Annotated in this window: 20 protein-coding genes; all 20 read right to left on the bottom strand. The window is 59.6% G+C overall.

Annotated features, from left to right (window positions below):
- Positions 1–4: 4 nt before the first annotated feature.
- The 20 genes from D8780_RS06010 to rplP all read right to left on the bottom strand — a co-directional run bounded on the left by D8780_RS06010 (position 5) and on the right by rplP (position 11,689).
- Entirely contained in the window at positions 5–1,465 is a 1,461-nt protein-coding gene (locus D8780_RS06010; protein ID WP_158598450.1) for a Do family serine endopeptidase, read from the bottom strand.
- A 133-nt stretch (positions 1,466–1,598) separates the two neighbouring features.
- Positions 1,599–2,027, bottom strand: coding sequence for a 50S ribosomal protein L17 (rplQ, locus tag D8780_RS06005; RefSeq protein WP_121644791.1), 429 nt, complete (start codon positions 2,025–2,027; stop codon positions 1,599–1,601).
- Positions 2,028–2,070: 43 nt separating this feature from the next.
- Positions 2,071–3,081, bottom strand: a complete 1,011-nt coding sequence (locus D8780_RS06000; protein ID WP_121644790.1) for a DNA-directed RNA polymerase subunit alpha — start codon at positions 3,079–3,081, stop codon at positions 2,071–2,073.
- Positions 3,082–3,184: 103 nt separating this feature from the next.
- Positions 3,185–3,574 (bottom strand): 30S ribosomal protein S11, encoded by a 390-nt coding sequence (rpsK, locus tag D8780_RS05995; protein ID WP_121644789.1) that lies wholly within the window; start codon positions 3,572–3,574, stop codon positions 3,185–3,187.
- A gap of 110 nt (positions 3,575–3,684) precedes the next feature.
- Entirely contained in the window at positions 3,685–4,053 is a 369-nt protein-coding gene (gene rpsM / locus D8780_RS05990) for a 30S ribosomal protein S13 (protein WP_121644788.1), read from the bottom strand.
- Between the two features lie 228 nt (positions 4,054–4,281).
- Entirely contained in the window at positions 4,282–4,929 is a 648-nt protein-coding gene (locus tag D8780_RS05985; protein ID WP_121644787.1) for an adenylate kinase, read from the bottom strand.
- Positions 4,926–6,266 (bottom strand): preprotein translocase subunit SecY, encoded by a 1,341-nt coding sequence (gene secY / locus D8780_RS05980; RefSeq protein WP_121644786.1) that lies wholly within the window; start codon positions 6,264–6,266, stop codon positions 4,926–4,928. The genes D8780_RS05985 and secY overlap by 4 nt, the downstream gene beginning before the upstream one ends.
- Before the next feature lie 184 nt (positions 6,267–6,450).
- Entirely contained in the window at positions 6,451–6,930 is a 480-nt protein-coding gene (gene rplO / locus D8780_RS05975; protein WP_121644785.1) for a 50S ribosomal protein L15, read from the bottom strand.
- A 10-nt stretch (positions 6,931–6,940) separates the two neighbouring features.
- Positions 6,941–7,126 carry a 50S ribosomal protein L30 gene (gene rpmD, locus D8780_RS05970; protein WP_121644784.1) on the bottom strand — a complete coding sequence of 62 codons (186 nt, stop codon included), beginning with the start codon at positions 7,124–7,126 and terminating at the stop codon, positions 6,941–6,943.
- Entirely contained in the window at positions 7,119–7,703 is a 585-nt protein-coding gene (rpsE, locus tag D8780_RS05965) for a 30S ribosomal protein S5 (RefSeq protein ID WP_121644783.1), read from the bottom strand. The genes rpmD and rpsE overlap by 8 nt, the downstream gene beginning before the upstream one ends.
- Positions 7,704–7,803: 100 nt before the next feature.
- Positions 7,804–8,157: a 50S ribosomal protein L18 gene (rplR, locus tag D8780_RS05960; RefSeq protein ID WP_121644782.1), complete on the bottom strand. Its 354-nt coding sequence runs from the start codon at positions 8,155–8,157 to the stop codon at positions 7,804–7,806.
- Positions 8,158–8,170: 13 nt separating this feature from the next.
- On the bottom strand, positions 8,171–8,704 hold the full coding sequence (rplF, locus tag D8780_RS05955; RefSeq protein WP_121644781.1) for a 50S ribosomal protein L6: 534 nt from the start codon (positions 8,702–8,704) through the stop codon (positions 8,171–8,173).
- A gap of 38 nt (positions 8,705–8,742) precedes the next feature.
- A complete protein-coding gene (gene rpsH / locus D8780_RS05950) occupies positions 8,743–9,141 on the bottom strand; it encodes a 30S ribosomal protein S8 (RefSeq protein WP_121644780.1) in 399 nt (132 codons plus the stop codon).
- A gap of 11 nt (positions 9,142–9,152) precedes the next feature.
- Positions 9,153–9,458, bottom strand: a complete 306-nt coding sequence (gene rpsN, locus D8780_RS05945; protein WP_121644779.1) for a 30S ribosomal protein S14 — start codon at positions 9,456–9,458, stop codon at positions 9,153–9,155.
- A 23-nt stretch (positions 9,459–9,481) separates the two neighbouring features.
- Positions 9,482–10,039: a 50S ribosomal protein L5 gene (gene rplE / locus D8780_RS05940; RefSeq protein ID WP_121644778.1), complete on the bottom strand. Its 558-nt coding sequence runs from the start codon at positions 10,037–10,039 to the stop codon at positions 9,482–9,484.
- Positions 10,032–10,340, bottom strand: coding sequence for a 50S ribosomal protein L24 (gene rplX, locus D8780_RS05935; protein ID WP_121644777.1), 309 nt, complete (start codon positions 10,338–10,340; stop codon positions 10,032–10,034). Before rplX ends, rplE begins: the two co-directional genes overlap by 8 nt.
- Positions 10,341–10,352: 12 nt before the next feature.
- Entirely contained in the window at positions 10,353–10,721 is a 369-nt protein-coding gene (rplN, locus tag D8780_RS05930; protein WP_121644776.1) for a 50S ribosomal protein L14, read from the bottom strand.
- Positions 10,722–10,810: 89 nt separating this feature from the next.
- Positions 10,811–11,053 carry a 30S ribosomal protein S17 gene (gene rpsQ, locus D8780_RS05925; protein ID WP_121644775.1) on the bottom strand — a complete coding sequence of 81 codons (243 nt, stop codon included), beginning with the start codon at positions 11,051–11,053 and terminating at the stop codon, positions 10,811–10,813.
- 5 nt (positions 11,054–11,058) lie between these two features.
- Positions 11,059–11,259, bottom strand: coding sequence for a 50S ribosomal protein L29 (gene rpmC, locus D8780_RS05920; protein ID WP_121644774.1), 201 nt, complete (start codon positions 11,257–11,259; stop codon positions 11,059–11,061).
- Positions 11,260–11,275: 16 nt separating this feature from the next.
- Positions 11,276–11,689, bottom strand: a complete 414-nt coding sequence (rplP, locus tag D8780_RS05915; RefSeq protein ID WP_121644773.1) for a 50S ribosomal protein L16 — start codon at positions 11,687–11,689, stop codon at positions 11,276–11,278.
- Positions 11,690–11,701 lie beyond the last annotated feature (12 nt).

Genomic DNA, 11,701 nt, shown 5'->3' with positions numbered 1-11,701 from the left:
AACGTCAGAAGCTGAACATCTGGCGGAATGTGCGCCCTTCGCGCACTAGCGCGATACGCCAGAATCGCGCCCCTTCGGAAACGAGACGCTGCAGGGTGGTCGCATCGTCGATGCGGCTGCCATTCAGTTCGACAATCGCGTCGCCCGTGCGAAAACCATAGCTCTCGGCAATGGAGCCGGGAGATACCTCGACGATCACTGCGCCGCTCGATGGCCTGCCCTTCAGATTCATGCGCTGCGAGAGTGCCGTCGTCAGATCGGCAACGTTCGCACCCGCCAATGGCTGTTGCCCCTCCAGCAGGATGGCGTTTGATGACAGGTCGGGGGCGCGGGTGGGTGTGCAGACCACATCGATCTCCTCGCCATCACGCAGCACCCTAAACGTGGCCGGCTCGCCTATCGGATGGGTGGCAAGACGATATCCCAGAGCGTCCGGATGCTCGATCGGGCGGCCGTCCATCGCGAGTATCGCATCGCCCGCACGAAGATCCCCAACCTCTGCCGGACTGTTTGCAATAACCTCTGCCACGAGAACGCCGCGTGGCCGATCCAGGCCGAGCGCCTCGGCAATGTCCCTCGTAATGGGCGAAAACGCAGCGCCAAGCCAAGGACGCTCAAAACGCGTCTCTCCCGCCTTGGCCGCTGCCAGAAACGCGCGGACCATATTTGCCGGGATAGAGAACCCGATACCGTTCGAGCCGCCCGAGCGAGAGTAGATCGCCGTGTTGATGCCGGCGAGCCGCCCTTCCATATCGACAAGGGCACCACCCGAATTGCCCGGATTGATCGCAGCGTCGGTCTGAATGAAGAAGTTGAAATCGGAAACGCCCACGTGGTTTCGTGCCAGAGCCGAAACGATACCGCTGGTTACCGTCTGGCCGACCCCGAACGGATTGCCGATCGCCAGGACGAGGTCACCGACCTCCATTGAATCGCTATCCGCGAAAGAAAGGAACGGGAGAGCTTCGCCGTTCTCCACTTTCAGAATTGCAAGGTCGACGCTCTCGTCGCGCAACATAACCTCCGCTTCCAGCTCGCGGCCGTCATGCAGGGCGATGCGGACTTCGTCCGCGCCTTCGATGACATGATTGTTTGTGACCACAAGTCCGGACGAGTCGACGATGACGCCCGAACCGAGAGATGAGGAGCGGCGGAGCGAGCGACGCGGGCTGCGCCGGAAAAACTGATCGAAGAACGGGTCGCCCTCGAAGGGCGAGCGCTGCGCACGAGCCATCTTCGTCGCATAGACGTTGACCACCGCTGGCGCCGTCTCGCGAACGAGAGGCGCATATGACATCCTGACCTCATCCGCGCTCGAGGGAACCTGGCGCTCGACGGAGTTTGGTCCACCTCCTCCGCGCAACTGACCGAGCAAAGTGTCGAGCGGCTTTTCCTCGGCGGTTGCAGCCGTGACGGCACCCACTGCAAGTCCTGCAATCAAAACAAGATGGCGACGGCGAATCATTCTTCTTTTCCCTCTGCTGCCCAGCAGTTTCCGATATGCGGCGAGCGTGGTGAAGGGATGACAAGCGCTGGCGCAAAAGAAAAAAGGGCCGGCGCAAAGCCGACCCTTAATCGATTTTCTGGTGGATTGAGGCTTAAGCCTCTTCACCCTCAAGCTCGGCTTCCGCTTCCATACGTTCGCGATCGGCCTTGCCCTTGGCATCGACATCGCGATCGACGAACTCGATCACCGCCATCGGCGCATTGTCGCCATGACGGAAGCCGGCCTTCATGATGCGAAGGTAGCCGCCATTGCGCTCCGCATAACGAGGCGCGACTTCATCGAAGAGACGCTTGGCAGCTGCCTCATCCTGAATCTGCGACGCGACCATGCGACGAGCGTGCTGATCGCCGCGCTTGCCGAGCGTGACGAGCTTCTCGACGATCGGACGAAGGTCTTTCGCCTTCGGCAAAGTCGTGACGATCTGCTCGTGCGTGATCAGCGAAGCAGCCATATTGGCGAACATCGCCTTGCGATGCTCGTGTGTGCGGTTGAATTTCCGGCCCCGGTTACCGTGACGCATGAGCCTGTTCCTTTCGTTTCGATCGAGAGGACGCGTTCGCGCCTCAGTATTGGTCTTCGTAGCGCTTGGCCAGTTCATCGATATTCTCCGGAGGCCAATCCGGCACTTCCATACCGAGGTGCAGGCCCATGGAGGCGAGAACTTCCTTGATCTCGTTCAGCGACTTACGGCCGAAGTTCGGCGTACGGAGCATCTCCGCTTCGGTCTTCTGAATGAGGTCGCCAATGTAGACGATGTTGTCGTTCTTCAGGCAGTTGGCCGAACGAACCGACAGTTCCAACTCGTCCACCTTCTTGAGCAGCGCCGGGTTGAAGGCCAGCTCGCTGGCCTGCTCGGTCGCGTTTTCACGCTGCGGCTCTTCAAAGTTGACGAAGATGGACAGCTGATCCTGGATGATGCGGGCGGCATAAGCCACGGCATCCTCGCCGGAGATCGAGCCATCGGTTTCGATGGTCAGCGTGAGCTTGTCATAATCGAGAACCTGACCTTCGCGGGTGTTCTCGACCTTGTAGGAGACCTTGCGGACCGGCGAGAACAGCGCATCGACGAGGATCAACCCGATCGGGCTGTCTTCAGAACGGTTGCGATCAGCCGGCTCGTAGCCTTTGCCATTATCGACGGTGAATTCCATCCGCACTTCCGCGTCGCGGTCGAGGGTGCAGATGACATGATCGGGATTGAGGATCTCGACATCACCGACCGTCTGGATATCGCCAGCGGTCACGACGCCGGGGCCTGCCTTGCGCACAACCATGCGCTTGGGACCCTCGCCATCCATCTTGATGGCGATTTCCTTGATGTTGAGGATCACGTCGGTCACGTCCTCACGGACGCCGGCGACCGACGAAAATTCATGCAGGACACCATCGATCTGGACGGCGGTCACGGCTGCGCCGCGAAGCGACGACAGCAGGACACGGCGCAGTGCATTGCCGAGCGTCAGACCAAAGCCGCGTTCCAGGGGCTCGGCGACGAGCGTCGTCACATTGCCCTTTTTGGATCCGACTTCGATCTTGTTCGGCTTGATCAGTTCCTGCCAGTTTTTCTGGATCATTCGGTTGTCTTCCTTCAGTGTGCCGCCACCATCCAATCGTGGCAGGCTGGGAGGAAACGGTTGTCGACCACCGGAACTGCCGGCAGCCAATGGCGGAAACGGATCAGACGCGGCGCTTCTTCTTGGCGCGGACACCGTTGTGCGGGATCGGCGTTACATCACGGATCGAGGTGATCGTGAAGCCAGCAGCCTGAAGCGCGCGAAGCGCCGACTCACGGCCGGAACCAGGACCACGGACTTCGACTTCCAGCGTGTTCATGCCGTGATCCATCGCCTTCTTGGCGCAATCTTCCGCAGCAATCTGCGCAGCGAACGGCGTAGACTTGCGCGAGCCCTTGAAGCCCTGCGCGCCAGCGCTCGACCAGGCAATGGTGTTGCCCTGCGCATCGGTGATGGTGATCATCGTATTGTTGAACGTCGAATTCACATGCGCGACACCCGACGAGATATTCTTGCGTTCGCGGCGGCGTACGCGGGCGGCTTCTTTCGCCATTTCAGTTCCTTTCAGTCGATATCATCGCCGCCGTAATGCCGGCGGCTACACCTCGCGTCAGAACGACCGCGACCGCCCTGAAGACGATCACGGCCGATAAGGACGCAAAATTACTTCTTCTTGCCTGCGATGGCCTTGGCCGGCCCCTTGCGTGTGCGGGCATTGGTGTGCGTGCGCTGGCCGCGAACCGGCAGGTTGCGGCGGTGGCGCAGGCCACGGTAGGCACCAAGGTCCATAAGGCGCTTGATGTTCATCGCGGTTTCTCGGCGAAGATCGCCTTCCACCTGATAGTCGCGGTCGATTGTTTCGCGGATCTGCAGCACTTCAGCGTCGGTCAGTTCGGACACACGCCGCTCGGCAGGAATACCCGCCTTCTCCACGATATCCTGGGCGAACTTCGCGCCAATGCCATGAATGTACTGCAGCGCGATGACAACGCGCTTGTTCGTCGGAATGTTGACGCCGGCGATACGGGCCATCTTTACTTCTCCATTTGGGCCGGCCTAGCCGGCGCATTGTATTGACCCGCGTCCGGTGGAGCCCGGCCCCTGCAGGTTCCCCGACCGGAAATGACGAAAAGCCCCGACGGGGCACATCCATTTCCTTTTCCGGGAGGACGAACGGGCGGTAGCGGAGGTGAAGATCAATGTCAACCCCGCCGCCTGACTCCAATGATCGGATACCGGACTTCTTGTTGCGATCAGCCTTTAGTCGTCGAGAACGGACTGAACAGCGGCCGTGACTTCATCGATTTCCCCCATGCCATCGACCGGACGGAGGAGGCCCTTGGCATGGTAATAGCCAACCAATGGCGCGGTTTCCTTGTAATAAGCCCGCAAACGGGTGCGCATGGTTTCAGCGTTGTCATCCGCTCGCCGCTTGAACTCGGTCGAACCGCAGACATCGCAAACACCCTCGGTCTGGGGCGGTTTCTGCGTATCGTGATAGACGGCGCCACAGCTTGCGCAGGTGAAACGGCCAGAGACGCGATCGATCAAAGCGTCATCGTCGACGCGAAGCTCGACAACGGCGTCAAGCGGCATTTCCTTCTCCGCCAGCATCTCCTCGACGCAGTCGGCCTGCGCCAAAGTGCGCGGGTAGCCGTCAAGAATAAAACCATTCTGACAGTCTGCCTGGTCCAGCCTGTCCGACACGATCTGGTTGACGATGTCGTCGGAAACCAGCTCTCCCGCGTCCATCACGGCTTTCGCACGACGGCCGACTTCCGTTCCCTCCTGAACGGCGGCGCGCAACATGTCGCCCGTCGAGAGCTGCGGTATATCGTAGAGTTTTACCAGCCGTTGCGCCTGCGTTCCCTTGCCGGCGCCCGGCGGTCCTAGAAGAATAAGTCTCATCGGCCCCTCTTTCCTCCCCGGAGCTTCGATTTCTTGATGAGCCCCTCATATTGATGGGCAATGAGGTGCCCCTGAACCTGTGCAACCGTATCAAGCGTCACCGAGACCACGATCAGCAGCGAGGTGCCGCCGAGATAGAACGGAACGCCCGTCGCCGAAATGAGAAATTCGGGTAATAGACAGATCACGACCAGATAGATCGCCCCGATGAAGGTGATACGGGTGAGCACGTAGTCGATATAATCCGCGGTGCGTTCGCCGGGACGATAGCCGGGAATGAAGCCTGAGTGCTTCTTCAACTGGTCGGCCGTATCCTTCGGATTGAAGACGATGGCAGTGTAGAAGAACGCGAAGAACGCGATCATGAAGGCGTAGAGCGCCATATAGATCGGCTGCCCGTGACCCAATGCAGCCAGAATTGGCGCCGCCCAAGAGGGCATGTTTTCGCTCTGTGCGAACCCTGCAACGGTTGCCGGCAGCAACAGAAGCGAAGACGCGAAGATCGGCGGAATAACGCCCGCGGTGTTGAGCTTCAGCGGAAGGTGAGACGTGTCGCCCTGGAACATCCGGTTGCCCACCTGGCGCTTCGGATACTGGATCAGAAGCCGCCGCTGCGCGCGCTCGAAGAAGACGATCACCGCGATGACGATCACGGCCAGGGCGATGATCGCGAGAATGATACCCGTCGACAGCGCACCGGTGCGGCCGAGTTCCAGCGTCCCGCCGATTGCCCCTGGCAAGCCTGCGACAATACCCGAAAAGATAATCAGCGAGATGCCGTTACCGATACCGCGTGCGGTAATCTGTTCACCCAGCCACATCAGAAACATCGTGCCGCCGACAAGCGTGATGACGGTTGAGATGCGGAAGAACCAGCCCGGATCGATCACGATATTGTTGCCGCCCTCGAGACCGACGGCGATGCCGTAGGCCTGAATGGTGCCGAGCAATACAGTGCCGTAGCGCGTGTACTGGTTGATGACCTTCCGGCCCTGCTCGCCTTCCTTCTTGAGCGCTTCCAGCGAGGGAATGACGCTCGTCATCAATTGCACGATAATCGACGCCGAAATGTAGGGCATGATCCCGAGAGCGAAGATAGCCATGCGCTGGACCGCGCCGCCCGAGAACATGTTGAACATGCCGAGGACGCCGCCGGACTGCTGCTGGAAGGCTTGCGCGAAGGCATCCGGGTTGATGCCCGGCATCGGCACGAAAGTGCCGAAGCGATAGACCAGTAAGGCGCCCAGGGTGAACCAAAGGCGTTTCTTGAGATCTTCCGCCTTGGCAAACGCGGAAAAATTCAGATTGGAGGCGAGCTGTTCTGCTGCAGATGCCATGAAAGTCCTCGGGGTCGGATCCGGTCGAGCCATGCGGCGAGCCGGTCAGCGATGCGACGTTCCGGATAGAAGAGTCGGTTGCGCGCCCGAAATAAGCCGCGCAGGGCGATAGCGCAAGCGCGGCGGGGCAACCATCCATAAAAAGGAAAGGGCCGCTCCCTTCTCGGAAGCGGCCCCACCGAACTTATTCGGCGGTTTTCGTTTTGGGTGCGATGAGCTTCACCGAGCCACCCGCCTTTTCGACCTTTTCGGCCGCGCTCTTGGTGGCGTAGTTCACTTCGAACGTCACGCCATCCTTGATCTCACCATTGCCGAGCAGGCGAACACCATCCCTCTTGCGGCGGACAATGCCAGCCTGGACCAGCGCATCAAGGTCAACGGTTGCGCCCTTGTCGAGCTTGCCGGCGTCGATGGCCTTCTGAATGCGTTCAACGGAGACTTCATTATAGTCTTTGGCGAAGACATTGTTGAAGCCGCGCTTCGGCAGGCGACGATAGATCGGCATCTGGCCGCCCTCGAAGCCGGCGACGGAAACACCGGAACGGGACTTCTGACCCTTGACGCCACGACCGCCGGTCTTGCCCTTGCCCGAGCCGATACCGCGACCAACGCGGGTGCGATCCTTGACCGAGCCTTCTTTCGGAGAAAGTTCGTTGAGTTTCATTTTATTATCCTCACTCTCCGTCCACGATGCGGACAAGGTGGGAGACCTTGGCGATCATGCCGCGCACAGCCGGCGTATCTTCCAGCTCGCGACGGCGATGCATCTTGTTAAGACCGAGACCAGCCAGCGTTGCGCGCTGATCCTTCGAACGGCGGATCGGGCTTCCGATCTGCTCGACGGTGATCTTGTCAGCCATGAGCTTCCTCCGTCACGCTGCTTTCCTCGGCCCGGGCGGTATCGATGCGTCGAGCCTGAAGCTCAGCATATTTGATGCCGCGGGCAGCTGCGACGTCCTTCGGGTGCATCTGGTTCTTCAGAGCATCAAAGGTGGCGCGGATCATGTTGTAGGGGTTGGATGTACCAAGCGACTTGGCAACCACGTCGTGAATACCAAGAGTCTCGAAAACGGCGCGCATCGGGCCGCCCGCAATGATACCGGTACCCGGCTTCGCGGTACGCAGAACAACCTTGCCAGCGCCGTGACGGCCCTTGACGTCATGGTGAAGCGTACGGCCATCACGAAGCGGCACGAAAATCAGATCGCGCTTGGCGCTTTCCGTTGCCTTGCGGATCGCTTCCGGCACTTCACGGGCCTTGCCATGCCCGAAGCCGACGCGGCCCTTCTGGTCGCCGACGACGACGAGAGCGGCGAAGCCAAAACGGCGACCACCCTTCACGACCTTGGCGACACGATTGATATGAACGAGCTTGTCGACGAATTCGCTGTCGCGCTCATCGCGGTCGCGGCGATCGTCCCTGCGGTTCTGTGCCATGTTCCTATCCTTGTTCTTTTCCGGAAAACTGGCGATTGGGTTTAAAGATCGGCCCCCACTTCGCTTCCGCGAAGCAGCGGCGGCCGGTCAATACATCAAATCAGAAGGTGAGACCACCCTCACGTGCCGCATCGGCAAGAGCCTTGACGCGACCATGATAGATATACGGTCCGCGGTCGAAGACGACCTCGGTGACGCCAGCTTCCTTGGCACGCTCGGCAATGAGCTTTCCAACAGAGGCTGCCGCATCGACATTGGCGCCAGAAGAACTGCGCAGATCCTTGTCGAGCGTCGAAGCGGCCGCAACCGTGTGGCCTTTCGCGTCATCGATAATCTGGGCGTAGATATTCAGGCCCGACCGGTAGACCGAAAGCCGCGGGCGGCCAGCGGCCACCTGGCGGAGCTTCTTGCGGACGCGAAAGGCGCGCTTCTGGACGGGAGTCTTGTAAGCCATGATCTTCCGTTCCTTACTTCTTCTTGCCTTCTTTGCGGACAATCCGCTCTTCGGCATACTTCACACCCTTGCCCTTGTAGGGCTCCGGCGGACGATATTCGCGAATCTTGGCCGCAGTTTCACCGACCACCTGCTTGTCGATGCCGGAGATCGTGATCTCCGTCGGCTTCGGCACGGTGATGGTCACGCCTTCCGGCGCTTCATAGATGACTTCGTGGCTGAAGCCGAGCGAGAGCTGAAGGTCCTTGCCACGCATGGCGGCACGATAACCGACACCGTTGATCTCGAGCTTGCGCTCGAAACCATCCTTCACGCCTTCCATGATGTTGGCGATCATGGTGCGGCTCATGCCCCACTTGGAGCGAGCTACCTTCGTTTCGTTGCGCGGCTCGACGGCGACTGCGCCGTCTTCCATCGCAACCGATACTTCCTCGGCGACGGTGAACTGGAGTTCACCCTTCGGGCCCTTGGCCTTGACGGTCTGACCGTCGACGGAGGCGGTAACGCCATCCGGCACGGCAACCGGTTTCTTACCGATACGAGACATGATCGTATCCCTGTTCTATCGTTTCCGTTGGGCCCGGCTTAGAAGATCTGGCAGAGAACTTCCCCGCCGACATTCTGTTCACGAGCCGAGTGGTCCGCCAAAACGCCGCGAGGCGTCGACAGGATGGAAATGCCGAGGCCGTTGGCGACCTGCGGAATATTCTTCACCGAAGCATAAACCCGGCGGCCCGGCTTGCTCACCCGCTCGATCTTGCGGATGACCGGCTGGCCTTCATAGTATTTCAGTTCGATCTCAATGTCCGAACGGCCATTTTCATATTCCGTGACGGCGTAGTCGCGGATGTAGCCTTCTTCCTTGAGAACATCGAGAACACGCGCGCGCAACTTCGAACCTGGCGTGGAGACCGAAGTCTTCCGACGCAGGGCCCCGTTGCGGATGCGGGTGAGCATATCACCAAGAGGATCATTCACCGACATGTCAATGCTCCTTACCAGCTGGACTTCTTGAGGCCCGGAATCAGGCCGACGGAGCCAAGCTCACGCAGCGCGATACGGCTCATATTGAGCTTGCGGTAATAGGCGCGCGGACGGCCCGTTACACCGCAACGGTTACGGATACGATTCTTCGCCGAGTTACGCGGCAGCGCAGCCAGCTTGAGCTGAGCGGAAAAGCGCTCATCAAGCGGGGCGGACCGATCCATGATGATCTTCTTCAGCGCAGCACGCTTGTCGGCGTACTTCTTCGCCATGCGGCGGCGCTTCTGATTTTTCTCAACAGCAGAGACTTTTGCCATAAGAGGCTCCTTTTCGCTTGCCGTTACTGCCGGAAGGGGAAGTTGAAGCCACGCAGAAGTTCGCGCGCTTCATCATCCGTCTTGGCGGTCGTGCAGACGATGATGTCCATGCCCCAGATCTGGTCGACCTTGTCGTAATTGATCTCGGGGAAGACGATATGCTCCTTCAGGCCCATGGCAAAGTTGCCACGACCGTCGAAGCTCTTGGGATTCAAGCCGCGGAAGTCGCGAACGCGCGGTAGCGCGATCGTGATCAGGCGGTCAAGAAACTCATACATGCGCTCACGCCGAAGCGTGACCTTCGCGCCGATCGGCATGCCTTCACGGACCTTGAAGCCGGCAATCGAGTTGCGAGCTCGGGTCACGACGGGCTTTTGACCCGAAATGAGCGCCAGATCATCGGCAGCGATGCTCGGCTTCTTGGAATCGGCAGTCGCCTCGCCGACACCCATATTCAGAACGATCTTCTCGAGCCGAGGCACTTCGTGCTGGTTCTTGTAGCCGAACTGTTCGGTCATGAGACCGCGGATCGTGTCGTCGTACTGAGACTTCAGCCGCGGCGCGTAATTTGCCTCAGCCATCGATCACTTCTCCCGAACTTTTGGCAATGCGGACCTTCTTGCCATCACGAACATCGAAACCGACGCGGGTCGGCTTTCCGTCCTTGTCGACAAGGGCCAGGTTGGACAGATGGATCGCTGCTTCCTTTGCAACGATGCCGGCTTCCTGCGTCTGTGTCTGACGCTGATGGCGCTTGATCATGTTGATGCCACGCACCAATGCGCGATCATCCTTCGGTCTGACTTCCAGGACTTCGCCGGTACGGCCCTTGTCCTTGCCAGTCAGCACCATGACCTTATCGCCTTTGCGAATCTTCTGCATGGTCCGTTCTCCTCAGAGCACTTCCGGAGCCAGCGAAATGATCTTCATGTGGCTCTTGGCGCGAAGTTCGCGCGGAACCGGTCCGAAGATACGGGTGCCGACGGGCTCTTTTTTATTATCGACAAGAACAGCGGCGTTCTTATCGAAGCGAATGACGCTGCCGTCCGGACGACGGATGTCCTTGGCCGTGCGAACCACGACCGCCTTCATCACATCACCCTTCTTTACTCGGCCACGCGGAATGGCTTCCTTGACGGAGACGACAATGATGTCGCCCACCGAAGCGTATTTCCGCTTGGAGCCGCCCAGCACCTTGATGCACTGGACCCGGCGGGCGCCCGAATTATCGGCGACGTCGAGGTTAGTCTGCATCTGAATCATGACTGACCGCCTTCAAAATTGCGGGGGACCGGACGGGACCGCCCTGCCCCCAATGATTGATATTCAAAAGTTGAACGACCTGTTCCGAATCAGGCCTGCTGAGCGTCATTCACGACGACCCAGTTCTTGTCCTTCGAAATTGGCCGGCTCTCCTGGATCAGCACGCGGTCTCCTACCTTGCAGGCATTGGACTCGTCGTGCGCCTTATACTTCTTGGTCGAGCGGACCGTCTTCTTGAACAGCGGATGGGTGAAGCGGCGTTCGACGCGGACGACAACGGTCTTGTCGTTCTTGTCTGACACCACAGTGCCCTGAAGGATGCGCTTTGGCATATCTCTCAGCCCTTGTTTTCGGCCGCCTTCTGGCGGGCAATTGTTTTGATTCGGGCGATATCACGACGCACGGTGCGTACGCGATCGGTCTTTTCCAGCTGACCGCTGGCGGCCTGAAAGCGCAGGTTGAACTGCTCTTTCTTCAGCTCCGCAAGCTTGTCGTTCAGCTGGTCGGGGCTCATCGCCCGGACGTCGGCGGCTTTCATGGCGCTAGCGCTCCTCTTATTCGGCGATGCGCTGCACGAAGCGCGTCTTGACGGGCAGCTTGGCCGCGCCGAGACGAAGCGCTTCGCGCGCGATTTCTTCGTTGACACCGTCGATCTCGAACATGATGCGACCCGGTGAAACGCGGGCGGCCCAATAATCAACGGAGCCCTTGCCCTTACCCATACGCACTTCAGTCGGCTTGGAGGTCACGGGCAGATCCGGGAAAATACGGATCCAGACGCGGCCCTGGCGCTTCATATGGCGGGTGATGGCACGGCGGGCGGCTTCGATCTGACGCGCAGTGACGCGTTCCGGCTCGAGAGCCTTGATACCGTAGGAACCGAAATTCAGCGCTGCGCCACCCTTGGCACGGTTGCTGATACGGCCCTTAAACTGTTTGCGATACTTCGTGCGCTTCGGCTGCAGCATCGGTCTTTACTC

The organism is Notoacmeibacter ruber (assembly GCF_003668555.1).
Classification (GTDB): Bacteria; Pseudomonadota; Alphaproteobacteria; order Rhizobiales; family Rhizobiaceae; genus Notoacmeibacter; species Notoacmeibacter ruber.
The sequence above is the reverse complement of the archived record's forward strand: the minus strand, read 5'-3'. Positions and strand labels throughout refer to the sequence as shown.